This window comes from Pseudovibrio sp. WM33 (genome assembly GCF_001623165.1).
Classification (GTDB): domain Bacteria; phylum Pseudomonadota; class Alphaproteobacteria; order Rhizobiales; family Stappiaceae; genus Pseudovibrio.
In genome coordinates this window covers 13,279-36,576 of record NZ_LMCK01000013.1, presented here as the reverse complement: position 1 = coordinate 36,576, position 23,298 = coordinate 13,279, and the positions used below count along the sequence as shown (strand labels likewise).

The window sequence follows — 23,298 nt, the reverse complement described above, 5'->3', positions numbered from 1 at the left end:
GAGAGTGCTCAAAGCAATTGTAAACTATCTTCCTGGAGGTGCCGCTGTGCCAGACAGTTCTGAATTGGGGACCCGTGAACGGTTACTTGATGCAGCAGAACGCTTGCTCGCTGAACATGGTCTTGCGGAAACTTCTGTAAGAATGATCACCGAAAAAGCCGACGCTAATGTTGCAGCAGTCAACTATCACTTTGGCAGCAAAGATGATCTTGTCAGAGCGGTCTTTATGCGCCGCCTTCGCGAAATTGACGATATGCGCATGCAGCGTCTGGATGCGCTGGAAGTTGGGGGGCGCGAGCCCGACCTGGAAGAGATAACCCGCGCATTCATGGAGCCCTTGATTGTACAAGGGATCTCAAGAGATACTGGAAAGCTGGTTCCGTTTGTTGTTCTCATTCGTCAGGTTTTCTCCGACCCGGAGTCCGGCCAGAAGATCATGCACTCATGGGAGCCACCAAGAATTATCCTTCGTATCACGAAGGCTCTGGCGAAAGCCACCAAGAGCGACATTCCAACGGGCCCTCGTGCTCAGTTGCTGATGATGCTCATGCACAGCGCAACGTTAGAGGCGCTTTACGTTGTGACTGGAGCTTCCAAAGGCCCTTACGATGAAGAAATGGATCAGGACGAGATAGTCGAAGGCACTATTCGTTTCGTGTCCAGCGGCATTCGTGCCTTCTTTATGGCTGGCGCGCTCGAAGAGGCCTGATACTCTGACTAAAATGGCGAGATGCGGCGGAGAGTCAGATTCAGTCTGCCTCCGTCCTTAAGGAGGCTCGAACTCCCGCCAAGAATACGGTCAATGCCGTGGTAGCAAAGCCGCGACTCTCCTCCGAGTACAACAACGTCTCCTGAATTAAGCTTGAGTGATTGCGTCGGGCCTCCGCGTTTCACACCGCCGAGCCGAAAAATTGCTGTGTCTCCGAGACTAACCGAAACAACAGGGGCTTCAAATGTCTTTTCGTCCCTGTCTTGATGCATGCCCATTTTAGCTGTTGAAGCATAGTAGTTCACGAGGCAGGCTTCTGGCGCTGCCGAGCAGTCACCAACCTTGTTCCAAAGATCCTGCAGGACCTCAGGGATATCAGGCCAAGCCTGGCCGCTCTCAGGATGTAGAGGTTGGTAGCGATAGCCACCCTTGTCAGACACCCATCCCAATGCACCAAGATTGCTCATCCGAACAGAAAATGGTTTTCCTGTCCGCGGCATCACGGGAGTGAACAACGGAGCTTCTTTGACGAGATATCTGAGCGTATCGACAAGTTCCTTCTGCTCCTCAGAAGAGAAGTATCCGGGCAGGTACTTGAAATCTTTAGGAAAGTCATCGCTTATTTGCATCTCAAGACCTCTTCTAATCTGGACATATTTGCTGAAAAGACCGCTTACAAAAACGGAAAATTTGGAGAGATTTGCCGAAAGTGAATTTAACCCATAATCTTCAAAATAACGGCTCCCAGTTAAGGAGATCCACAAATGCACCTTCTTCCTACGTTACTTTCGACTGTACTAAATATTTTTGCAGCGTTTGTTTCACTCCTGATCTTGATCGCACTTATTACCGCTATCGTTCTTTATGTTGTTGATCGACGCCAACACAAAGATGCCATTCGGCATAACTTCCCTGTCGTGGGTCGATTCCGAGCGCTCTTCTCGCATTTAGGTGAGTTTTTCCGTCAGTACTTCTTCGCTATGGATCGGGAGGAAATGCCGTTCAACCGGGCAGAGCGAACCTGGGTGGATCATGCTTCCAAGGCAGAAGGTAATACAATGGCGTTCGGGTCCACAAAAAACCTCAACTTACCCGGAACGGCACTGTTCGTGAATGCCCCCTTCGCAAAATTGGAGAAGGAAATCGATGAGCCTGAGCCGCTTCTCATCGGTCCTTACGTCGAAAATCCCTATGTGCCTCCCAGTTACTTTAACATCTCTGGCATGAGTTACGGCGCCATTTCCCGACCTGCGGTCCTCGCTCTTTCACGAGGTGCGAAGATGGCAAAGTGCTGGATGAATACTGGAGAAGGTGGCTTATCTCCGTACCATTTAGAAGGTGGTGCTGACATTGTCTTTCAAATGGGGACAGCAAAAAATGGTTGCCGGAATGATGACTCCACGCTCAATGAAGACAAGCTGAAAAAAATAACGGACAACGCTCAGGTCAAAATGGTCGAGATCAAACTCGCTCAAGGCGCAAAACCCGGAAAAGGTGGTCTCTTGCCTGGTGGAAAGGTGACACCTGAGATCGCAGAAATTCGTGGGCTCAAAGTCGGGCAACCATCTCACGCTCCAAATCGTCATCCTGAGATCAGCAATACGGGTGAGCTCTTAGACTTCATCAGCCGCGTCCGCAGCATTGCCAAGAAGCCTGTAGGTTTCAAGACAGTGATCGGCTCAAGCGCTTGGGTGGAAGAGCTCTGTCGTGAAATCAACCATCGTGGGATCGAGCATGCACCTGACTTTATCACCATCGATTCGGCAGATGGTGGTACGGGTGCAGCGCCAATGCCTCTCATGGACAACGTAGGTCTAAGGATCTCTGAGGCACTTCCAATTGTCGATCATGTCTTGCGAAAGCATGATCTGCGTGACCGTATCCGTATCATTGTTTCTGGAAAGCGAATTATCCCGTCCGCCGTTGCCCTAGTGTTATGTTCAGGGGCTGATTTTGTAGTAACTGCTAGGGGCTTCATGTTCGCACTGGGCTGTATCCAAGCAATGCGGTGTAACAAAAATACCTGTCCGACAGGTATCACCACCCATAATAAAGCACTTCAGACTGGTCTTGACCCAACAGAAAAGAGCCACCGAGTCGCTGCTTATTGTCATAGCGTGCGGATGGAGGTTGATATGATTGCTCATGCGTGTGGGGTCGATGCTGCAAGGCAGCTTTCACGAGAGCACGTGCGCATCGTCCAGGAAAGTGGACACTCCGTCTCTCTTGAAGAGCTCTATCCACAAACACCCTCTTAGAAATGAGGGTTACGCAGAAAACCGGGATGCAATGGAGGTGTTTTATGTGGTTTTCCAAAGAAAAGTTCAATTTCTTAACTCAGAAAATGGCTTCGGGTAGATCTTGTGTCGATATATCGGGTCCTGTCCCTTGCAGGGGCAGGGGACCCCTCTTATATAGCCAATTGAAGTTTTCTTGCGTGTTTGCGACAACTCACGCAAGTGCAATGTATTGGGGACCGGTCGGATGCTGATCCGACATTATCCGAAGGCCTTTGGGGTTCGGGCGGTCTGCCGAAAGGAGAGTTAAAAACATGGCAAAGGTCATCGGTATCGACCTCGGCACGACAAATTCGTGCGTATCTGTAATGGACGGCAAGGACGCCAAAGTAATCGAGAACGCAGAAGGTGCGCGTACTACCCCTTCTATGGTTGCGTTTTCTGACGATGGTGAGAAGCTTGTAGGTCAGCCAGCGAAACGCCAGGCTGTAACCAACCCAACAGACACCCTGTTTGCTGTTAAGCGTCTCATTGGTCGTCGCTTTGATGATCCAACAGTCGCAAAAGACAAAAAGCTGGTTCCATACGAGATTGTTGAAGCTGACAACGGCGACGCATGGGTAGAGGCTGAAGGTGAAAAGTACTCCCCATCTCAGGTTTCCGCGTTCATTCTGCAAAAGATGAAAGAAACCGCTGAGAGCTTCTTGGGTGAGACTGTTACTCAGGCTGTTATCACGGTACCTGCATACTTCAACGATGCTCAGCGTCAGGCAACTAAAGATGCTGGTAAGATCGCTGGTCTTGAAGTTCTGCGTATCATCAACGAACCAACCGCCGCTGCTCTTGCATACGGCATGGACAAGAACGACGGTAAAACCATTGCGGTTTACGATCTTGGCGGCGGTACCTTCGACGTTTCCGTACTGGAAATCGGCGATGGCGTATTTGAAGTGAAGTCCACCAACGGTGACACCTTCCTCGGTGGTGAAGATTTTGACATGCGTCTGGTTGACTACCTTGCGAGTGAGTTCAAAAAAGAGCAGGGCATCGACCTTAAGAACGACAAGCTCGCATTGCAGCGCTTGAAAGAAGCAGCTGAAAAAGCAAAAATTGAGCTGTCCTCCGCATCCCAGACCGAAATCAACCTGCCGTTCATCACAGCAGATGCTTCTGGTCCTAAGCACCTTACCCTTAAACTGACCCGCGCTAAGTTTGAGCAACTCGTTGACGATCTGGTTCAGCGTACTGTTGCTCCAATGAAAGCGGCTCTTAAAGACGCAGGCCTTGCAGCTGGTGAACTCGACGAGGTTGTTCTCGTCGGTGGCATGACTCGCATGCCTAAGGTTCAGGAAATTGTTAAGCAATTCTTCGGCAAAGAACCTCATAAGGGCGTAAACCCTGATGAAGTTGTTGCGATGGGTGCAGCAATTCAGGCTGGCGTTCTGCAGGGTGATGTTAAAGACGTTCTGCTTCTCGACGTTACTCCGCTGTCCCTCGGCATCGAAACTCTTGGTGGCGTGTTTACACGTCTGATCGACCGTAACACCACAATCCCAACCAAGAAGGGCCAGGTGTTCTCTACAGCAGAAGACAATCAGACTGCAGTGACCATCCGTGTCTTCCAGGGCGAGCGTGAAATGGCTGCGGACAACAAGATCCTCGGTCAGTTCGATCTGGTTGGCATCCCACCAGCACCTCGCGGCGTCCCACAGGTTGAAGTAGCCTTTGATATTGATGCCAACGGTATCGTGAACGTGTCTGCAACCGATAAAGGCACAGGTAAAGAGCAGCAGATCCGTATTCAGGCATCTGGTGGTCTGTCCGACGCTGACATCGAGCAGATGGTGAAAGACGCAGAATCTCACGCTGAAGACGATAAGAAGCGTAAGGATCTGGTTGAAGCCAAAAACCAGGGTGAAGCACTTCACCATTCAACAGAGAAATCCGTCAAAGAGTACGGCGATAAGGTTTCAGACGAAGACAAGTCTGCAATTGAAGGCGCTTTGGCTGCATTGAAAGTGTCTCTGGAAGGTGAAGATCTGGAAGATATCACTGCGAAAACCCAGTCTCTTGCAGAAGTTTCCATGAAACTTGGCGAAGCTATGTACAAGGACGCTCAGGCAGAAGAAGCCGGAGAGGGGGCTGAAGACGATGGTGAGCCAAAGCCAGTTGACGATGTGGTTGACGCAGACTTCGAAGAAGTTCGCGACGACGACAAAAAGTCCAGCTAACTAATACTTTTACCTCGCAAGCTCCTATGGGCTTGCGAGGTAAACTTTATTCAAGTATTTCCCGACTGTATGGAAGATTTTAGTCGAAGAGAACCTTTTGGGTGCAATTGCATTTGAGAGAGCTGCTTCCTACATATGGGTAGTTGGTAATGTGTGCGCTGCGCTTAAAGCTGCACCTCAATCACCGACTGAACAGTAAACAGTTTTGTTTTGAAGATGAGTGCAGTTCACGAGTGAGTTCGTTGCGAAGCAAGAATTAAACTCGACTGCCCACAGTGACCTCAGACTGAGCTGATGTTCTCCTGAGGCTTCAAAACGCAGATAGACATCACGTCTTTGGAGCTTATTTCATAATGTCTAAACGCGACTACTATGAGGTGCTGGGGGTAGCACGGGAGGTCGACGAAAAGGCACTTAAGAGCGCTTATCGCAAACTCGCGATGAAATTCCATCCTGACCGAAACCCTGGTAATGATGAAGCGGAAGCAAACTTTAAGGAAGTAAGCGAAGCTTACGAAACCCTGAAAGACCCGCAAAAGCGCGCTGCCTACGATCGATTTGGCCATGCAGCCTTTGAAAACGGCGGCTTTGGTGGTGGCGGTGGAGCAGGTCCAGGCGACTTTGCTTCCTCCATGGCAGACATCTTCGATGAGTTCTTTGGCGGCGGTGGTAGCCGTCGTGGTTCTGGCCGTGAACGTGGCGCAGATCTACGCTACAACTTGGAAGTCTCTCTTGAAGAAGCTTACGAAGGTAAGTCCGTCGAGATCGAGGTTCCAACCTCAGTAACATGTGAGCCGTGCAGTGGCTCCGGTGCAAAGTCCGGAACTCGTCCGTCCACCTGTCCAACCTGTGGCGGTGCTGGGCGTGTCAGAGCGGCTCAGGGCTTCTTCACCATGGAACGCACTTGTCCGACTTGTCAGGGTCGTGGCGAGATCATTACAGATCCATGTGACAGCTGTGGCGGTACTGGCCGGACAACGAAAGAGCGCACGCTCTCCGTGAATATTCCGTCAGGCATCGAAGATGGCACCCGTATTCGCTTGTCAGGCGAAGGTGAAGCCGGTGCTCGCGGTGGTCCCGCAGGCGATCTTTACATCTTCCTGTCCATTCGTCCGCATGAGTTCTTCCAGCGTGACGGTGCTGACATCTTCTGCCGCGTGCCGATTTCAATGACAACTGCCGCTCTGGGTGGTCAATTCGAAGTTCCGGCTTTGGATGGCAATACAGCACGCGTGAAAGTTCCTGAGAGCACTCAGACCGGAAAGCAGTTTAGACTGCGCGGTAAAGGCATGCCGATTATGCGGTCAAGCCAGAAGGGCGACATGTATATTCAGGTTGCCGTGGAGACTCCAGCAAATCTTACGAAGAGGCAGAAAGAGCTTCTTTCAGAATTTGAAGGTGAATCCTCTGGAGAAAATCATCCAGAATCTACGGGATTTTTTGCAAAGGCAAAAGATTTTTTGGAGAATTTCAAGGCATAGCTCTTTAAATTGCCACCAATCAGTAATATCTCAATAGTACCCTTTGTTGATGCTACGGAGAGTTGAATGTTTCACGAAACGAGGTCACGGGCAGAAAATGCCTTGAACAAATTTCGTGAGCCTTCCAAATTTCTTCGGGCGTGGGTGGAAGCACCACTCACGACCGGAGCGGTTGCCCCATCAGGCCCTGTTCTCGCTCAGAGAATGGCAGAATTTGTACCTGTTCAGTCGAATAATCCGGTTTTAGAGTTGGGACCTGGCACAGGCCCGGTTACAAAAGCTATTCTGGAAGCAGGTATCTCAAAAGATCGCCTTACCTGTTTGGAGTACAGCACAGACTTTTGCGAGCATCTCAGTGACAAATTTGAGGGGCTGAATGTGGTTCAAGGTGATGCTTACAACATGCGTCCCAGCCTTGAGCATATTGCCCCAAACTCGCTGTGCGCTGTGGTTTCGAGCTTGCCGCTTGTGTCCAGGCCGATGGAATTTCGTTTGAAGTGCATTCGTGATGCCTTCGCTCTTATGAGACCTGGTGCTCCTTTTATTCAGTTCTCATATTCTCTAGCGTCTCCGGTATCTCTGAAATCCAAAATGTTCAGTTGGTCGAAAACCGGATGGATCGTGAAGAATATTCCTCCAGCTCGTGTCTGGATATTCCGAAAGCCCTTTTGATTTCTCAAAGACAGGCGTTTAGCGGCCAGTCACTTAAAAACACATATCTTCCATAAACCTTACGCTCGGGCAGTATGAGGTACTCTGCGTGCCGACTTTACCTGAGATCATGCAGCTCTTGGACAAGAGAATGCAGAGCCATGTCGTGAGGATAACCCTATGAAGCCAAAGATACTCGTTTTTTCAGGTTCAACCCGCAAAGGGTCCTACAATAAAATGTTGGCAGAGCTGATGGCGAAACACCTGACGATTGCCAATGCAGAAGTAACCACAATCAGCCTTGCCGACTATCCTCTGCCTATTTACGATGGTGACCTGGAAGATGATACGGGTATCCCTGAGAACGCATTCAAGCTCAGGAAGCTCATTGAGGCCCATCATGGGATCTTCATAGCCAGCCCGGAATACAACTCCTCAATCACCCCATTGCTGAAGAATACATTGGACTGGATCAGTCGCATCCAGTTGCCAGAGGAAGAACCGCTTCAGCTCTTCCACAAGTCGATATATGCTGTCGGCGGGGCTTCTCCCGGTGCGCATGGCTCTTTGAGAGGCCTCATGCACCTGAGAACGATCATGGAAGTGTCTTTAGGATGCCTTGTACTGCCAGAAATGGTCTCTATTAATTTTGCGGGCAAGTCCTTTGATGAAAATGGCGACCTCACAAAAGACCATCAGATCAAGCGATTGCATAAGCTTGTTGACCGCTTCGTCAGTGAGGCAAGTCACGTAAAGCTACAGGATAACTGAGTTTTTTTGGCTTGCCGCATTGGCAATGCGGCAAGGACTACATACATAATACCGCAGACACAAATTTGAAATTGAGTTGCGCGGGAGTTTGCTCCGTTGCCGATAGAACTCTGGAGAAAAATGAATGAGTGAACCTGAACAGTGGCACGGCACAACCATCTTGACTGTGCGCAAAGGCGGCAAAGTCGTAATTGCTGGAGATGGTCAGGTGTCTCTTGGATCAACGGTCATCAAAGGCACAGCACGTAAGGTCCGCCCACTGGCAGGCGGTAAGGTTATTGCCGGTTTTGCAGGCGCTACTGCTGATGCGTTCACGCTGTTTGAGCGCCTTGAAGCCAAGCTTGAGCAATATCCCGACCAGTTGATGCGTGCATGTGTTGAGATGGCGAAAGACTGGCGCACAGACCGCTACCTTCGCCGTCTGGAAGCCATGATGCTGGTTGCCGACAAAAAGCACTCTCTGGTGCTGACAGGTACCGGCGACGTGCTTGAGCCAGAGAACGGCGTCATGGGCATCGGTTCCGGTGGCAACTTCGCGCTGTCCGCAGCACGTGCGCTGGTTGATATGGACCTGACCGCAGAAGAGGTTTGCCGCAAGTCCATGACAATCGCAGCAGACATCTGCGTCTACACAAACAGCAACGTTACCGTTGAAGTGCTCGACGAAGAGTAACTATAGCGAAAAAATACGACTGGAGATCAATAATTTTCGATCTCCAGTTCTGCGTTCAAGACACTTTTAGATCAGCTTAATTTGCTAAGCCAAGGATACTTGAAGCTTTTATTGTTCCATTTTGATTTGACGAGGAACTGATGATATCAAGAGCATCTCTTACCGGAGCCATCTCCGCAGGAATTATCAGCGCAGATCAAGCTGATAAGCTCGTCTCCTATTTATCTCTTCAAGCAGAAAACATTCAGAACCAACAAACGTCTGAGAGCCTTCACGACCCGGAAGAAGTCCGGTTTACTCGTGGCTTTCATGACATTTTCATTAGCCTCGGTATCCTAATTCTTTTTGCTGGCTACGGTATTGGGCTCGGTGAGCCGCTCACTCAAGGCGGTCTTCCTACAGCTGCTGTTGCTGTTGCTGCTGCCATCATCACATGGGTGCTGGCTGAATGGTTCACCAAGATTAAGAATCTCGCTCTTCCTTCAATTCTACTGACAGGATTGTTTGGAGGTTCAATTGCATTTGTTGGATTTGGCCTGTTCACACCAGATGTTCTGAACAACGACTCCGAGGCCACTCAGGTCATTCTGAGTTCCATCTTCGCTTTAGTGGGCGCTTCGTTGTTTTACTGGCGCTTTAAGGTGCCAATCACACTGACCGTCATTGTTGCGGGGATCATGGGCTTGATCGTAGGCGCATTGACACTGGTAACTGACACGAAAATTCTTGATTATCTGTCCTGGGTTTCGCTGGTCTGCGGTCTGTTTGCATTCGCTTGTGCGATGAACTTTGACACCAAAGACACCAAGCGGGAAACACTCAACACAGACAAGGCCTTTTGGCTTCACCTGCTTGCTGCCCCGCTTATCGTTCATTCCATCTTGAGTGGAATGTACTTTGAACAGCAGACAGAAGCTTATGCCTTGGTCTCCATTGCTGTTGTCTTGGCATTTGGTGCGGTTGCTCTCATCATCGACCGTCGTGCAATGCTGGTTGCAGCGCTGAGTTACCTAGGCTTTGCATTAGCCTATTTGCTGGAGTCTGCCGACTTTTCTGCATCGCAGCTAACTGCTATCTCCCTTGTATTGCTTGGGAGTTTTGTTTTGCTACTCGGTTCAGGCTGGAACGTGGCGCGACGGATCGTCATGCGCCCTCTTGCAGGAACCACACTCACTACATATCTGCCACCTATCCGGAACTAGAAAGTAAGAAAATGACAAATTTCTCTCCTCGGGAAATCGTTAGTGAACTTGATCGCTACATCATCGGCCAGCATGACGCGAAACGCGCGGTCGCGATTGCACTGCGCAACAGATGGCGTCGTCAGCAGCTCGATGATGAGTTGCGTGAAGAAGTTCAACCAAAGAACATTCTCATGATCGGCCCGACCGGTGTCGGTAAGACTGAGATCTCTCGTCGCCTAGCAAAGCTTGCGAATGCTCCTTTCACAAAAGTTGAAGCAACCAAGTTTACCGAGGTGGGGTACGTTGGCCGTGATGTAGAGCAGATCGTGCGTGACCTGGTCGAATCCAGCATTGCACTTGTGCGCGAGCAAAGCCGCAAAGAAGTCGAAGCAAAAGCACATGTTCTTGCTGAAGAGCGTGTTCTGGATGCGTTGGTCGGCAACAATGCTAGCCCGGCCACCCGTGATACATTCCGCAAGAAGCTGCGTGAAGGCGACCTCGACGACAAAGAGATTGAAGTTGAGGTGCGTGCCAACCCACAGATGCCAAGCTTCGATATTCCTGGCATGCCAGGGGGCAGCGTCGGTGTCATGAATATCTCTGATATGCTGGGCAAAGCATTTGGTGGTCAGACCAAGCCGAAACGCACAAACGTCAAAGATAGCCACAAGCTGCTTCTGGCAGAGGAGTCCGACAAGCTTCTTGATGAAGAGAAGGTTGTTCAAGAGGCAATTGAGCTGGTTGAAAACTCCGGCATTGTTTTCCTCGATGAGATCGATAAAATCTGCGGGAAAGATGGCCGTAATGGTGGTGATGTTTCCCGCGAAGGCGTTCAACGTGACTTGCTGCCATTGATCGAGGGTACTGTTGTTTCAACAAAACATGGCCCGGTGAAAACAGACCACATTCTGTTCATCGCATCTGGTGCATTCCACGTCTCAAAACCATCAGACCTTCTGCCTGAACTTCAGGGCCGTCTTCCGATCCGTGTTGAGCTGAAAGCGCTGACGAAAGAAGATTTTGTCAAGATCCTGACAGAAACCGAAGCCAGCCTGATCAAGCAGTATGTTGCATTGATGGCAACGGAAAGCGTGAGTATCGAATTTACCGAGGATGCAATCGACGAGATCGCGACAGTTGCTGTTGATTTGAATGCGACGGTCGAAAACATAGGTGCTCGCCGGCTGCAGACTGTGATGGAGCGTGTACTGGATGAGATTTCCTTCGCCGCACCAGACAAGTCTGGTGAGCAGGTCACAATTGATGCAGCCTACGTGAAGTCGAATGTGAGTGAACTGGCCAAGAATGTCGATTTGTCTCAGTTCATCCTCTAACTGACGAAAAAATCAGTCGGAAAAAGAAAACCTAACGGAATGTGGCAAGGAAAAATACTTGCCGCATACCACCTCAAGTGGCAGCATGCCGACATGGTAGCTATTCGCAAAAGTAATGAAGAAGGTCACGACCGAAAGTTTCTGGTTGTAGTCGATGACACTCCAGAATGTGGTCGAGCCATCGTTTATGCCTCAAAGCGTGCGGCCCGTACCGGCGGCGTCGTTCTCTTGCTCTTTGTCATTGCACCCGGAAACTTCCAGCATTGGCTAGGGGTTGAGGACATCATGCGTCAGGAAGCGCGTGATAACGCAGACACCATTTTGGCAAAAGCTGCCGAAAGAGTGAGAGCTGCTGCACGGACAGAACCAGAGTTGGTTGTGCGCGAAGGTCATCAGTCAGATGAGATCATTGACCTGATTGAAGAAGATGCAGATATTGCGATTCTTGTATTGGCAGCAGGAACCAGCAAAGAAGGCCCAGGGCCTCTTGTTTCATCCATTGCGGGCAAATCGGCTGGAACATTCCCGATTCCGACAACCATCGTACCAGGTAATTTGGACGATGATGCACTAGATGCTCTTGCCTGATCAGGTTTACCTATCATATAGAACTTGAAAACAGTCATTGCTGAAGCGTTAAGTAGTGTAAACTGTGCTGCGACTGCTTGCGAAAGCTCTTTGGCATAAAAATCGGAAACAAAACCATGTTCATTCAGACCGAAGCGACACCAAATCCGGCAACTCTCAAGTTTTTGCCTGGCCGCGTAGTCTTGTCGGAAGGCACACGCGATTTTCGCTCGGCAGGAGAAGCCACAATATCACCGCTGGCGGAGAAGCTTTTTACTATTCCAGGCGTTGTTGGCATCTTCTTTGGCCATGACTTTATCACCGTAACCAAGGATGAGACTGATTGGCAGCATATGCGCCCGGCCATTCTTGGTGCGATCATGGAAAACTTCATGGCCAACACCCCGATCCTGAAAGGTGAGGAAGCTGGTGATGGCGATACAGGAGAAGAGTTCTTCGATGCGGAAGACGAAGAGACTGTAAACATGATCAAGGAGCTGCTCGAAACCCGCGTACGCCCTGCAGTTGCTCAAGATGGTGGCGACATAACATTCAGGGGATATCGTGAGGGTATCGTTTATTTGAGTATGCGCGGCGCCTGTGCAGGTTGCCCATCCTCAACGGCAACGCTTAGTCATGGTATTCAGAACCTGATGCGGCATTTCATCCCAGAAGTTCAAGAAGTTAGACAAATGTAGTTTTTGCTAATGTAAATCTTCTGAAACAGGGCAGCACCAGCTGCCCTTTTTGCTGCAAGGCCCCAAAATACTTCGGGTGTTAAACGAATTGGTTGCTCGACAACCAGCTGCCCTAACGATAAGCCGAACTTATGAAGCTGCTTGCTATTGATACCGCACTAAGTACCTGTGCTGCCGCCGTTTTAACCGATGAAGGCGGAGTGCCGGATATTGTCTCCCAATGCGAAGACCTCGGACGAGGTCATGCCGAACGCATTATGGGCATGGTTGCGAGTGTCATGACGGACTCCTCGACAACGTTTAACTCACTGGACCGCATTGTTGTGAATGTTGGTCCGGGCAGTTTTACAGGTCTACGTGTCGGCCTTTCCATTGCGCGTGGCTTTGGTCTCGTTCTCGAAAAGCCTGTTGTTTCGGTCACAACATTGGCCGCAATCGCACACGAATCTTTGGACGCTGCTCCCGTCAGAAAACCAATTCTGGTGGTTCTCGATGCGCGCCGTAATGAAGTCTACTGTCAAAATTTTGATGAAACTGGTGCTCCGATTGGAGAGGCTCGCGTTTCAACCGTCAAGGACCTCGCACACAGTCTCGATGCTGAGACCATTCTGGCAGGCTCTGCTGCACAGGCTGTCGCCAATGCTACAGGCGTAGATAAGTCTCGCGTTTGTAATGATGCCGCTGCTGCATCGATTGACTACATCGCAAAGCTCGGTAAAGGTGCAAAGCGTCAGGATAAAGCTCCGATGCCACTCTACCTTCGGGCTCCTGATGCTATTCCGGGTGAGAAAGGAAAGGTTCGTCGTCAATGAAGTCCTGGTGGACATCAGAAAAGCCGCCGGTTATCGAGCGTGCTGAGAAAGACGACCTGCCTAAACTGGCGAAACTTCATGCCGAGTGCTTCAAGCAGGATTGGGGTACAGCAGAACTTGCCGCAATCTTTGAGCAAAAAGGCGTTTTCTTCCTGTCTGCCCGCACATCTGGTGTGACTGGAAAAGCCGATCTGGGCTTTGTCGTGATCCGTTCGATTGCAGGAGAGGCCGAAGTCTTGACTATTGCAGTCTCCCCGAAGCATCAAAAAAAGGGGATAGGGCGGAAACTTATGGAAGCCGCCATCTTCCAGCTTTACTCTGATCGTTCCGAAGCACTGTTCTTGGAAGTGGATGACACGAACAGCTCCGCGCTGAAGCTTTATAAAAACTTGGGCTTCAAGCAGGTTGGAGAAAGAAAAGCGTATTATGCGGCTAGCGAAGGCAGTGGAACAGCGCTTGTTATGCGTTGCGATCTCGTTTAAGCGACACTACGCATGTGAGATGAGGCTTTTAGCTCACGCTCAAACCGCGTTACAGTGAAACTGGTTCTTTTCTCTCACAGTTTTGAGGGCTAGGATACCAACGCAGACTGGAACTGTGGTGCCTGTGTGATTTTGAGGAATTGGGGCAAATGACGGCAGAAGAAAAAATGACGCTGATTGAAATGTGTGCTCATAAGGGTATGCGGATGACAGAACAGCGCCGCGTGATTGCTGATGTAATTCAGTCTGCTGAAGACCACCCAGATGTGGAAGAGCTTTACAGAAGAGCCTCCAAGATCGATCCAAAGATCTCTATCTCAACTGTTTACCGCACAGTGAAGCTTTTCGAAGATTCCGGTATTATTGAACGTCACGATTTCCGCGATGGCCGCTCCAGATACGAAACCGTTTCTGATGAACACCACGATCACCTGATCGATTTGCGCACAGGCGACGTGATTGAGTTCCGCAGCGAAGAAATCGAAAAAATGCAGGAAGAAGTCGCGCGTAAGCTGGGCTTCAAACTGGTTGATCATCGCCTGGAGCTCTACGGTATTCCGTTAGCCGAAAAATAGGGGCCGTGCATGGCAACTGTCAGGGCAGTTTGCATACTTGCCGCACTAACACTCTTAACGCTAACCCTCGTTCCCCCTCAGTGGGTCGCAATGAAGCTAGGTTGGCGCATTCAGCGGCAAATTCCTCTGCTTTGGCACAAAATAGCGTCTCGTCTGATTGGGCTGCGCATCCAGCAGCATGGGGAAATGGCGTTGGAACGCCCTCTTCTCGTAACGTCCAATCATTGCTCCTGGCTGGATATTGTCGTTATCGGATGCACCAAGCCACTGAGCTTTATCGCTAAGTCTGAAGTTGCTGGATGGCCGATATTTGGTCAGTTTGCTAAGCTCCAACGGACAGTCTTTGTCAATCGACAGCGCAGAACTGATACCGGTCGTGTCGCTCAGGAAGTCGCTAAGCGCATGGCTCAAGGCGATGCGATGGTGTTGTTTGCCGAAGGCACATCCAGCAATGGCAATGAAGTACTGCCATTCAGATCTGCACTGGTGGGGGCTGTTCATCACGCAATGAATGTCGGTGAAAAAGATGTTGCTTATGTGCAGCCTCTCTCAATTGCCTATACGCGCCTGCAAGGCATGCCAATGGGACGTTTCTGGCGCGCGCATGTTGCCTGGTACGGCGACATGGTACTCGCTGGCCATCTCTGGTCTGTCATTAAAGAAGGCGGATTAGATGTTGATTTGACATGGGGAACTCCCGTTCCTATCGAAAAAGCAACTAATCGCAAACGCTTAACGCGCGATTTGGAAGAGCAGGTCAGAGGGATGACCATAGAAGCATTGCAGGGAAATGGTCCCAAACAAGAAGAGCAGGCTCAAACCTGAACAAGACAAGGCTTCTCTTTCAGCGTAAAACAGAGTAAAGCTCTCCGAAATTCTAAAAATGACGAGCTGACGTTGCTGATGAAATAGGCAGGTGCGCTCGAATTGCTGGGCATTAGAAAAAGAAGATACTCCGGCAGCAGATCCACTTGAGGATTTAATGGATAACCTAGTAGAAAACGAAAACCAGAGCCAATCCGAAAACACTGCGGAGGCGCTCGACAAAACCGAAGCGACCCGTAAGGTTTTCATCAAGACCTATGGCTGTCAGATGAACGTCTACGACTCCGATCGTATGAACGACGCGCTGAGCAACGATGGTTACGTTAAAACAGAAAATCCGGATGATGCGGATCTGGTTATCCTGAACACCTGCCACATTCGTGAGAAGGCGGCAGAAAAGGTCTACTCTGAACTTGGCCGTATTCGTAAGCTGAAGGAAGCGAAAGCCAAAGACGGCAAGCAGATGATGGTGTCTGTCGCTGGTTGTGTCGCTCAGGCTGAAGGTGCGGAGATTTCCCGCCGAGCGCCTATTGTTGACCTTGTTGTTGGCCCGCAGTCTTACCACCGCCTTCCAGAGCTGCTGAACCGTGCCTCCAACGGATCAAAGGTCGTTGAGACAGAGTTTGATATTCAGGAAAAATTCAAGCACCTCGCGACACCTTCCAAGGAAGCAGTCCGCAAGCGTGGTGTCACAGCATTTGTGACCGTTCAGGAAGGCTGCGATAAGTTCTGCACCTTCTGTGTGGTGCCATACACCCGCGGTGCTGAAGTCTCCCGTAAGGTAGAGCAGATTGTCATGGAAACCGAGCGCTTGGCAGCAGCTGGTGTCCGTGAAGTGACCTTACTCGGCCAGAACGTCAACGCATGGCACGGTGAAGGTCCGGATGGCCGTGAATGGGGCCTTGGTGAACTTCTGTTCCGCTTGGCAAAGATCGACGGCATTGAGCGCCTGCGCTACACCACGTCCCACCCAAGGGATATGGAAGACAGCCTGATTGCAGCTCATCGCGATCTTGATATTCTGATGCCTTATCTGCATTTGCCAGTTCAGTCTGGATCTGATGCGATCCTGAAGGCAATGAACCGCAAACACACCCGTGATGACTACTTCCGTCTGATCGACCGCATTCGCGAAGCGCGTGATGATATCGCACTCTCCGGCGACTTTATCGTTGGTTTCCCGGGTGAGACTGATCAGGATCACAAAGACACTCTGGATCTAATCCGCCGCGTCACCTATGGCTCTGCATTCTCCTTCAAATACAGCCCGCGTCCGGGTACTCCGGGTGCAACACTGGAAGAGCAGATCGACGAGCAGGTGAAGTCCGAGCGTCTGGCAGAATTGCAAGATCTGCTCAGCACCCAGCAAAAAGACTTCAATGCGTCATTGATTGGCAAAACAATTGATGTACTGTTTGAGAAGGAAGGCCGCAGAGAAGGTCAACTTGCAGGTCGTTCACCTTGGCTCCAGCCAGTTCATGTAAATGCGCCGTTGGACCTGTATGGTGAAATCAGATCAGTAGAAATTGTCGCTGCCAGCGCAAATAGTCTGGAAGGCCGCCTTGTTTAGGTGCATGATGCTCCCAGATTCTCGCGTAAAAGCGAACGGAGGCATTATTTGAAGGGCAGAGCCCAGACAACGTCCGCTTCAAGGACGGCCATGCGCCCCATTGCGGCATCAGATATGATGCATGTGGTATTGGCATTCGAAGACAATAGGCTTGTGAGCGATCTGTTCGGTCAGTTCGACCAGAACCTTGCGCTGATTGAACAGCGGTTGGGGGTTGAGGCAGTTGCACACGGCAATCAGGTCACCATTCGCGGCAATAAAACGTCAACAGAGCAGGCTAAGCTTGCTCTGGAGTCGCTTTATACGCGTCTTCAGGGTGGTCACGACATCACACCTGGTGATGTTGATGGCGCAATCCGTCTGGCAGAAGTCGCTGAAGCGCAGCTTTCTCTGCCAACGATGGAACCCAAGTCCCGTATGGCATTTGCGCAGATCGCCACGCGCCGCAAAACACTGGTCGCCAGAACAGCCGCTCAGGATGCTTATGTCCGGGCAATGGACCGTTCTGACCTTACCTTTGGCGTTGGCCCTGCTGGTACAGGTAAAACCTTCCTTGCGGTTGCATACGCAGCTGCATTGCTGGAGCGTGGTGAGATTGATCGTATGATCCTGTCTCGCCCAGCTGTTGAAGCTGGCGAACGTCTCGGCTTCTTGCCGGGCGACATGAAGGATAAGGTCGATCCGTATCTGCGCCCGCTTTACGATGGCCTCAACGAGATGATGGCACCGGAAAAGCTGGAACGCGGCTTGGAAAGCGGCATGATTGAAGTCGCACCCCTCGCATTCATGCGTGGTCGTACGCTCTCCAACGCGATCGTTATTCTCGATGAAGCCCAGAATACGACGACGATGCAGATGAAGATGTTCCTGACGCGCTTGGGTGAAAACTCCAAGATGATCGTGACAGGAGACCCGAGTCAGGTCGACTTGCCTCCGGGCCAGATGTCCGGCTTACGTGAAGCCTTGAAAATTCTGAGTGGCGTCGAAGGTATCTCTCGCGTGGATTTCACAGAGAGCGATGTTGTTCGTCATGAGCTGGTGGCACGTATCGTAGGCGCTTACGACAATGATAGCCGCCGCCGGTTGGAAGCCAAAGAACGCAGGCAAGCTGAAGAGGCTGCCAAGGCAAACGAAGAGCAAGGCTCTCAGGAATGAACACAGCTTGCCCGGTACACATTGACCTGCTGATTGAAGCAGGCGATTGGGAGAGTGAAGAACTATTGGAAGCGATTGCTGAAAAAGCAATCGCCGCCGCTTTTGAAACAAGTGAGCTGAGTGTAATAGAAAACACAGAAGTTTCTCTTGTCTTCACCGATGATGCCCATATTCAGGAACTGAATAAGATGTGGCGCGAGAAGGACAAGCCAACGAACGTCTTGTCTTTTCCGGGAGATGATAGCGAAGAGCCGCCATTCGGCCCGCTATTAGGTGATATTATTATTGCAAAAGAGACGGTAAAGCGCGAAGCTATAGAGCTTGAAATTCCATTTGAACACCATCTGATTCACCTTATTGTTCATGGAACCCTTCATCTTTTTGGATATGATCACCAGATAGATGAGGAAGCGGAAGAAATGGAAGCGGAAGAACGCCTGATTTTGGCGAGCCTACAAATCCCCGATCCATACAAAGATGCGCCATTATCGGCAGATAAATAACCCCTGGTATTCACGGTGAGTACAGGGAACAACGAGAGAGAGATGAGCCCGGAACCTCGAAGTACAGAAGGTGCAAGCACCTCCGCTCAGGCCGAAACTGTAGAGCCTGCAAGTAGTACCGGCACAGCTGTTGCCGAAGATACCTCTGAGCCACAAGCGATGAAGCCTGGTGTCCTGACCAGGCTGAAATCAAAACTGAACCCGTTTAGAGGTTTCCGAAGAAGCGCGGCTGTTTCATTGCGCGAAGATTTGGAAGATGAACTCGCCCGCGATAGTGAAGGTGCTGATGCTGCTTTCACGAAGGAAGAGCGCGAGTTGCTGACAAACATCCTCCAAATGCGCGAATCTCGAGTTGAAGATGTCATGATCCCACGGGCCGATATTGAGGCCGTGGAAGATACAACGACAATCGGCCAGGTGATGGCCTTGTTCAGGGCATCCGGCCACTCTCGCATGCCTGTCTATCACGACAATCTGGATGATCCGCGAGGCATGGTCCACATCAAGGACTTGATGTCCTACTTCGTCGAGTTGGCTGTAAAAGCCAAGAAGACTGATGTGCCTTTGACTTTGGTGAAACCAGAAAAGAACTCCTCTGAGAAGTCGACAGAAGAAAAGTCGCTGCTCGATTTGTCTTGTGTTGATCTCTCAACACCGTTGAACGCAACAGGCCTGATCCGGCCTCTGCACTTTGTGCCTCCATCCATGTCTTCCTCTGACTTGATGAAGAAGATGCAGGTAACCCGTGTGCAGATGGCGCTTGTGATCGATGAATACGGCGGAACCGACGGCCTCGTGTCACTTGAGGACATCGTTGAGACAGTGGTCGGCGACATTGAAGATGAGCATGATAAGGACGAAGAAGAACTTATCATGAATGTCAGCCCGGGTGTTTGGGTAGTTGACCCTCGAATTGATCTGGAAGACCTTCAGAAAGAGCTCGGAGCGGATTTCAAGCTCGTCGAAGAGCAGACGGAAGAGGTGGACACGCTTGGTGGTCTGCTGTTCTCTATTCTGGACAGGGTTCCGGTTCGTGGTGAGTTGATCATAGATAAGACCTTGCCAGCTTTCGAGTTCGAAGTAATTGATGCTGACTTGCGCCGCATCAAACGCCTTCGTATTTCCAAGCGTCGGGTTGATCAACGCGCGGCAGTTCAGAGAATACGCCCACGCAGGCCGGAAGCTGCAGAATAAGCAGCACAAAATTGAATTTTTACCTATGACATTCGGGAGTGGGGAATGGTCTCTGCCATTGATAAGTCTCGAACTCTGATAAGCAGTCTTCGGGAATTATCAGGGTGGAGACGCGGACTTCTTGCTTTTGCAGGGGGAATAGCATCTGCCTTTGCGTTCCCTCCCTACGGTGCCTTTCCCATCCTGTGGGTGACGCTGCCACTACTGATCCTTCTGCTTGATGGAGCAAAGGGTCAGACCGTAGATCACCGTAAAACCCGTTTTTTTGCGTTCTTTCGTGTTTCCTGGACGTTTTTCTTCGGGTTCTTCCTGATCGGATTGTTCTGGATTGCCGAAGCGTTTCTCGTCGACGCTAAGAGCTACGCTTGGATGATCCCTTTCGCGCTGGTCATACTGCCCGGTGGTCTTGCATTGATCCCGTCATTGGTGTTGGGCGGGGCGTCCTTATTCTGGACGCATGGGGTCTCACGTATTCTGCTTTTTGTGGTTGCTTTAGCTCTTTCCAACTGGCTGCGTGGACACATGCTCACAGGCTTTCCATGGAATGTGTGGGGCTATGCCTTTGCCGAAAACCTGGCGCTGATGCAAAGCTTCTCTGCCTTGGGAATTTACGGTGTCGGTTTTCTTGTGTTGTTCCTGTTTTCGATGCCTGTTGTGCTGATTGACCAGAGGCGTAAGGCTGCCGCTGCCTATATCTCCGCGTGTGTGCTGGTATGGGCCGGCGTGGTTGCATACGGAACGAATAGGTTGCAGGCTCCTCAACAGACGGTTGAAGGGCTTCAGGTGCTGGTAATACAACCCAATGTACCTCAAGCGGACAAGTGGAAGCCCGAGAACAGACAAAGACTTCTACCGCTCTATCTTCAGCAAACACAGCAGGCGCTTTCCGAGCTGAAACTGGATACCGAGACCCTCATCTTCTGGCCTGAATCAGCTTTTCCATTCCTGCTGGATGAGGAACCAGGGGCTCTGGAGGCCATCGGAGCCACGCTTCCCCAAAATACTATGTTGATTACAGGTGGTATTCGCCGCGAACTGTCCGAGAACGGGAATCTCTTTTTTAACAGTACTTTTGTTGTGTCGGACGAAGGTGCACTCATAGATATCTATGACAAAGTGCGGCTGGTTCCGTTCGGGGAATATTTGCCAAAGCGCTGGCTTCTACAATCCATTGGTGTGGAGCGTCTCGTTCCGGCTCCAGCAGATTTTACTGCAGGGACGCGGCACAAAAAAATAGATTTAAAAAATTCACTTAGTTTCCAGCCCCTGATTTGTTATGAGGCAATCTTCCCGCAAACTGTTCTGCCTGTATCTGAGCGACCTAACTTGCTCGTAAATCTAACGAATGACGGATGGTTTGGCGAAACAGCAGGTCCGTACCAACATTTGGTACAGGCAAGAGTTAGAGCAGTTGAACAAGGCGTGCCGTTGGTGCGAGCTGCAAATACTGGTATTTCCAGTCTAGTAGATTCCAATGGTAGAATACTCGCAGAAGTTGTTCTAAATAAAAAAGGTAGTTTCAATAGTGAATTGCCTAAAATACTAAGACCCACGCCTTACGTGAGGGTGGGTGATTCAATTTTTTGGGGAATTATTCTAGTAGTTGTTAGTCTCCTATTGGTGATGGAGAAATTATTACCTACCCGTAGAGATTGACGAATGCACGCAAATGTCGTCATCTAATACACGTAAAGGTTTTCGTCTGGATCGTCAGATTTGGCCTCAAAAAAACCTTATGGGCCTGCCACCGATGCCTCTGTCAGAGGTTGTTTTGGCAATAGTCGAAATGCAGGTTTGATGAATTGCGTTCTTGCGAGAGTTGCTGAAATGCGCTCTCGTTTAAATAAAAACCCACGGTAAGGCACCGTAAAAAACCAAAGAAGAGGGCCTTTGATAATGCCCAGCAAAAAAGCACCAAACCCTATCGATATTCATGTCGGCAGCCGTGTACGTTTGCGCCGCATGATGCTTGGCATGAGTCAGGAAAAACTTGGCGAAAGCCTTGGTATTACATTCCAGCAAATCCAGAAGTATGAAAAAGGGACCAACCGGATTGGTGCAAGCCGCTTGCAGCACATTGCGACCATTCTGAAAGTGCCTGTCGCCTTTTTCTTCGAAGATGCTCCGGGAACCCCGGATGAGACGCCTGGTGTTGGTGATAATCCACAAACCACATACGTCGTCGACTTTTTGTCATCTTCTGATGGTTTAGCTCTCAACAAGGCTTTCGTTCGCATCGAAAACCCGAAAGTTCGCAAAAAGGTTGTAGAGCTCGTCAAGAGTCTTGCTGGGGATGAAGATTAAGTTTGTGATCCGTAAAATTTCGCAATTCTCCGGCAATTTTGATCTAAATCTCTTGACGTAATCGACATTCCTTGTTTGATGTAACACCAGAAGCGACGGATATGCCGTCGCTTCAATTATATTTTTCTTCCCAGAAGGACGTTTGCCAATGGCTCGTCAGAACTACGTGTTCACGTCGGAATCGGTTTCAGAAGGCCATCCCGACAAAGTCTGCGATCGCGTTTCAGATACGATCGTAGACGCATTTCTAAAGGAAATGCCAGAAGCCCGTGTAGCGTGTGAAACGCTTGCAACAACAAATAAGCTTGTTATTGCAGGTGAGACCCGCGGCCCGGCCTCTCTCACAAAAGAATATTTGGCTCACATTGCCCGCCTTGCTGTAAAGGATATCGGGTATGAGCAAGCCGGCTTTAATTGGAAGGACCTGGATGTTCAGGTTCTTTTGCATGGCCAGTCCGCTGATATTGCTCAGGGCGTAGACGCTGCTGACAATAAGGACGAAGGCGCCGGCGATCAGGGCATTATGTTTGGTTACGCATGTCGCGAAACTGAAGAGCTGATGCCTGCTCCAATCTTATACTCCCATAAGATCCTGCGTTTGCTGGCAGATGCTCGCAAATCTGGCAACGAGCCGATGCTTGGTCCAGATGCGAAAAGCCAGGTTTCCATTCGCTATGAGGATGGTAAGCCGGTAGAGGCAACGTCCATCGTGCTGTCCACTCAGCATCTGGATGAAACCATGACATCTGATGATGTGCGTGCTGTTGTCGAACCGTACATCCGCGCAGCACTGCCGGGTGATTGGGTGACCAGCAACACCATCTGGCACATCAACCCAACCGGCAAGTTCGTTATCGGTGGTCCTGATGGCGATTGTGGACTCACAGGTCGTAAGATCATCGTGGATACATACGGCGGCGCAGCTCCACACGGTGGCGGCGCGTTCTCGGGTAAAGATCCGACGAAGGTTGACCGCTCTGCTGCATACGCTGCTCGCTATCTCGCGAAAAACGTTGTGGCCGCTGATTTGGCAGACAAGTGCACCATTCAGCTGGCTTATGCGATTGGTATCGCTGAACCGCAATCAGTCTTCGTCAACCTGCATGGTACAGGTCGTGTTGATGGCGAACGTGTTGAAGCTGCAATCCGTGAAGTCATGAGCTTGACCCCACGCGGTATTCGCGAGCACCTCAATTTGAACAAGCCAATCTACGCACGTACAGCAGCCTACGGCCACTTTGGCCGCGAAGCTGAAGGTGATGGTGGTTTCTCTTGGGAGAAAATCGACCTTGTCCATAACCTGCGTGATGCTGTAGAGAAAGCCTACGCTTAACCTCTAACG

23 protein-coding genes are annotated in these 23,298 nt (G+C 50.4%); 22 read left to right on the top strand and 1 reads right to left on the bottom strand.

All coding sequences use genetic code 11. From position 1 onward, the window contains the following. The first annotated feature begins 46 nt into the window (after positions 1 to 46). A complete protein-coding gene (locus PsWM33_RS03010) occupies positions 47 to 709 on the top strand; it encodes a TetR/AcrR family transcriptional regulator (protein ID WP_057463089.1) in 663 nt (220 codons plus the stop codon). 8 nt (positions 710 to 717) lie between these two features. Here PsWM33_RS03010 and PsWM33_RS03005 read toward each other — a convergent pair whose 3' ends face one another. Further along, positions 718 to 1,338, bottom strand: coding sequence for an alpha-ketoglutarate-dependent dioxygenase AlkB family protein (locus tag PsWM33_RS03005; RefSeq protein ID WP_063299172.1), 621 nt, complete (start codon positions 1,336 to 1,338; stop codon positions 718 to 720). Positions 1,339 to 1,473: 135 nt separating this feature from the next. Here PsWM33_RS03005 and PsWM33_RS03000 point away from each other — a divergent pair, with 135 nt between their 5' ends. The 21 genes from PsWM33_RS03000 to metK all read left to right on the top strand — a co-directional run bounded on the left by PsWM33_RS03000 (position 1,474) and on the right by metK (position 23,289). After that, on the top strand, positions 1,474 to 2,967 hold the full coding sequence (locus tag PsWM33_RS03000) for an FMN-binding glutamate synthase family protein (protein ID WP_063299160.1): 1,494 nt from the start codon (positions 1,474 to 1,476) through the stop codon (positions 2,965 to 2,967). A 254-nt stretch (positions 2,968 to 3,221) separates the two neighbouring features. Continuing rightward, positions 3,222 to 5,177 (top strand): molecular chaperone DnaK, encoded by a 1,956-nt coding sequence (dnaK, locus tag PsWM33_RS02995; protein WP_275078085.1) that lies wholly within the window; start codon positions 3,222 to 3,224, stop codon positions 5,175 to 5,177. A gap of 353 nt (positions 5,178 to 5,530) precedes the next feature. After that, positions 5,531 to 6,658, top strand: a complete 1,128-nt coding sequence (gene dnaJ, locus PsWM33_RS02990; RefSeq protein ID WP_063294765.1) for a molecular chaperone DnaJ — start codon at positions 5,531 to 5,533, stop codon at positions 6,656 to 6,658. Between the two features lie 66 nt (positions 6,659 to 6,724). Then, positions 6,725 to 7,330 (top strand): class I SAM-dependent methyltransferase, encoded by a 606-nt coding sequence (locus tag PsWM33_RS02985; protein WP_208860003.1) that lies wholly within the window; start codon positions 6,725 to 6,727, stop codon positions 7,328 to 7,330. A gap of 159 nt (positions 7,331 to 7,489) precedes the next feature. Continuing rightward, entirely contained in the window at positions 7,490 to 8,080 is a 591-nt protein-coding gene (locus PsWM33_RS02980) for an NADPH-dependent FMN reductase (protein ID WP_063294766.1), read from the top strand. 124 nt (positions 8,081 to 8,204) lie between these two features. Next, positions 8,205 to 8,753: an ATP-dependent protease subunit HslV gene (gene hslV, locus PsWM33_RS02975; RefSeq protein ID WP_057463084.1), complete on the top strand. Its 549-nt coding sequence runs from the start codon at positions 8,205 to 8,207 to the stop codon at positions 8,751 to 8,753. 140 nt (positions 8,754 to 8,893) lie between these two features. Beyond that, positions 8,894 to 9,955, top strand: a complete 1,062-nt coding sequence (locus PsWM33_RS02970) for a hypothetical protein (protein WP_063294767.1) — start codon at positions 8,894 to 8,896, stop codon at positions 9,953 to 9,955. 11 nt (positions 9,956 to 9,966) lie between these two features. After that, complete coding sequence (hslU, locus tag PsWM33_RS02965) at positions 9,967 to 11,271, top strand: ATP-dependent protease ATPase subunit HslU (protein WP_063294768.1); 1,305 nt, start codon at positions 9,967 to 9,969, stop codon at positions 11,269 to 11,271. A 93-nt stretch (positions 11,272 to 11,364) separates the two neighbouring features. Further along, positions 11,365 to 11,859, top strand: a complete 495-nt coding sequence (locus PsWM33_RS02960; protein ID WP_063294958.1) for a universal stress protein — start codon at positions 11,365 to 11,367, stop codon at positions 11,857 to 11,859. Positions 11,860 to 11,975: 116 nt separating this feature from the next. Then, positions 11,976 to 12,536 (top strand): NifU family protein, encoded by a 561-nt coding sequence (locus PsWM33_RS02955; RefSeq protein WP_063294769.1) that lies wholly within the window; start codon positions 11,976 to 11,978, stop codon positions 12,534 to 12,536. Positions 12,537 to 12,667: 131 nt separating this feature from the next. Then, the gene (gene tsaB, locus PsWM33_RS02950; RefSeq protein WP_063294770.1) at positions 12,668 to 13,348 is read left to right on the top strand and encodes a tRNA (adenosine(37)-N6)-threonylcarbamoyltransferase complex dimerization subunit type 1 TsaB; all 681 of its coding nucleotides are present in this window, start codon (positions 12,668 to 12,670) and stop codon (positions 13,346 to 13,348) included. Beyond that, positions 13,345 to 13,830, top strand: coding sequence for a ribosomal protein S18-alanine N-acetyltransferase (gene rimI / locus PsWM33_RS02945; RefSeq protein WP_063299159.1), 486 nt, complete (start codon positions 13,345 to 13,347; stop codon positions 13,828 to 13,830). Before tsaB ends, rimI begins: the two co-directional genes overlap by 4 nt. A 149-nt stretch (positions 13,831 to 13,979) precedes the next feature. Beyond that, complete coding sequence (locus PsWM33_RS02940) at positions 13,980 to 14,405, top strand: Fur family transcriptional regulator (RefSeq protein ID WP_063294772.1); 426 nt, start codon at positions 13,980 to 13,982, stop codon at positions 14,403 to 14,405. Positions 14,406 to 14,414: 9 nt separating this feature from the next. After that, positions 14,415 to 15,230, top strand: a complete 816-nt coding sequence (locus PsWM33_RS02935) for a lysophospholipid acyltransferase family protein (protein WP_063294773.1) — start codon at positions 14,415 to 14,417, stop codon at positions 15,228 to 15,230. 157 nt (positions 15,231 to 15,387) lie between these two features. Beyond that, positions 15,388 to 16,800 (top strand): tRNA (N6-isopentenyl adenosine(37)-C2)-methylthiotransferase MiaB, encoded by a 1,413-nt coding sequence (gene miaB, locus PsWM33_RS02930; protein ID WP_063294310.1) that lies wholly within the window; start codon positions 15,388 to 15,390, stop codon positions 16,798 to 16,800. Between the two features lie 90 nt (positions 16,801 to 16,890). After that, complete coding sequence (locus PsWM33_RS02925; protein ID WP_193775895.1) at positions 16,891 to 17,955, top strand: PhoH family protein; 1,065 nt, start codon at positions 16,891 to 16,893, stop codon at positions 17,953 to 17,955. Further along, entirely contained in the window at positions 17,952 to 18,458 is a 507-nt protein-coding gene (ybeY, locus tag PsWM33_RS02920; protein ID WP_063294309.1) for an rRNA maturation RNase YbeY, read from the top strand. Before PsWM33_RS02925 ends, ybeY begins: the two co-directional genes overlap by 4 nt. Positions 18,459 to 18,500: 42 nt before the next feature. Then, on the top strand, positions 18,501 to 19,652 hold the full coding sequence (locus PsWM33_RS02915) for a hemolysin family protein (RefSeq protein WP_208994363.1): 1,152 nt from the start codon (positions 18,501 to 18,503) through the stop codon (positions 19,650 to 19,652). 45 nt (positions 19,653 to 19,697) lie between these two features. Beyond that, complete coding sequence (lnt, locus tag PsWM33_RS02910; protein ID WP_063299157.1) at positions 19,698 to 21,308, top strand: apolipoprotein N-acyltransferase; 1,611 nt, start codon at positions 19,698 to 19,700, stop codon at positions 21,306 to 21,308. A 240-nt stretch (positions 21,309 to 21,548) separates the two neighbouring features. Further along, positions 21,549 to 21,956 carry a helix-turn-helix domain-containing protein gene (locus PsWM33_RS02905; protein ID WP_082596806.1) on the top strand — a complete coding sequence of 136 codons (408 nt, stop codon included), beginning with the start codon at positions 21,549 to 21,551 and terminating at the stop codon, positions 21,954 to 21,956. Between the two features lie 148 nt (positions 21,957 to 22,104). Continuing rightward, positions 22,105 to 23,289 (top strand): methionine adenosyltransferase, encoded by a 1,185-nt coding sequence (metK, locus tag PsWM33_RS02900; RefSeq protein ID WP_063294778.1) that lies wholly within the window; start codon positions 22,105 to 22,107, stop codon positions 23,287 to 23,289. Positions 23,290 to 23,298 lie beyond the last annotated feature (9 nt).

Coding starts and splice junctions, on each gene's coding strand:
- PsWM33_RS03005 (WP_063299172.1), bottom strand. CDS start 1,338: ATGCAAATAAGCGATGACTTTCCTAAAGATTTCAAGTACCTGCCCGGA.
- PsWM33_RS03000 (WP_063299160.1), top strand. CDS start 1,474: ATGCACCTTCTTCCTACGTTACTTTCGACTGTACTAAATATTTTTGCA.
- dnaJ (WP_063294765.1), top strand. CDS start 5,531: ATGTCTAAACGCGACTACTATGAGGTGCTGGGGGTAGCACGGGAGGTC.
- PsWM33_RS02985 (WP_208860003.1), top strand. CDS start 6,725: ATGTTTCACGAAACGAGGTCACGGGCAGAAAATGCCTTGAACAAATTT.
- PsWM33_RS02980 (WP_063294766.1), top strand. CDS start 7,490: ATGAAGCCAAAGATACTCGTTTTTTCAGGTTCAACCCGCAAAGGGTCC.
- hslV (WP_057463084.1), top strand. CDS start 8,205: ATGAGTGAACCTGAACAGTGGCACGGCACAACCATCTTGACTGTGCGC.
- PsWM33_RS02970 (WP_063294767.1), top strand. CDS start 8,894: ATGATATCAAGAGCATCTCTTACCGGAGCCATCTCCGCAGGAATTATC.
- hslU (WP_063294768.1), top strand. CDS start 9,967: ATGACAAATTTCTCTCCTCGGGAAATCGTTAGTGAACTTGATCGCTAC.
- PsWM33_RS02960 (WP_063294958.1), top strand. CDS start 11,365: ATGGTAGCTATTCGCAAAAGTAATGAAGAAGGTCACGACCGAAAGTTT.
- PsWM33_RS02955 (WP_063294769.1), top strand. CDS start 11,976: ATGTTCATTCAGACCGAAGCGACACCAAATCCGGCAACTCTCAAGTTT.
- tsaB (WP_063294770.1), top strand. CDS start 12,668: ATGAAGCTGCTTGCTATTGATACCGCACTAAGTACCTGTGCTGCCGCC.
- rimI (WP_063299159.1), top strand. CDS start 13,345: ATGAAGTCCTGGTGGACATCAGAAAAGCCGCCGGTTATCGAGCGTGCT.
- PsWM33_RS02940 (WP_063294772.1), top strand. CDS start 13,980: ATGACGGCAGAAGAAAAAATGACGCTGATTGAAATGTGTGCTCATAAG.
- PsWM33_RS02935 (WP_063294773.1), top strand. CDS start 14,415: ATGGCAACTGTCAGGGCAGTTTGCATACTTGCCGCACTAACACTCTTA.
- miaB (WP_063294310.1), top strand. CDS start 15,388: ATGGATAACCTAGTAGAAAACGAAAACCAGAGCCAATCCGAAAACACT.
- PsWM33_RS02925 (WP_193775895.1), top strand. CDS start 16,891: ATGCGCCCCATTGCGGCATCAGATATGATGCATGTGGTATTGGCATTC.
- ybeY (WP_063294309.1), top strand. CDS start 17,952: ATGAACACAGCTTGCCCGGTACACATTGACCTGCTGATTGAAGCAGGC.
- PsWM33_RS02915 (WP_208994363.1), top strand. CDS start 18,501: ATGAGCCCGGAACCTCGAAGTACAGAAGGTGCAAGCACCTCCGCTCAG.
- lnt (WP_063299157.1), top strand. CDS start 19,698: ATGGTCTCTGCCATTGATAAGTCTCGAACTCTGATAAGCAGTCTTCGG.
- PsWM33_RS02905 (WP_082596806.1), top strand. CDS start 21,549: ATGCCCAGCAAAAAAGCACCAAACCCTATCGATATTCATGTCGGCAGC.
- metK (WP_063294778.1), top strand. CDS start 22,105: ATGGCTCGTCAGAACTACGTGTTCACGTCGGAATCGGTTTCAGAAGGC.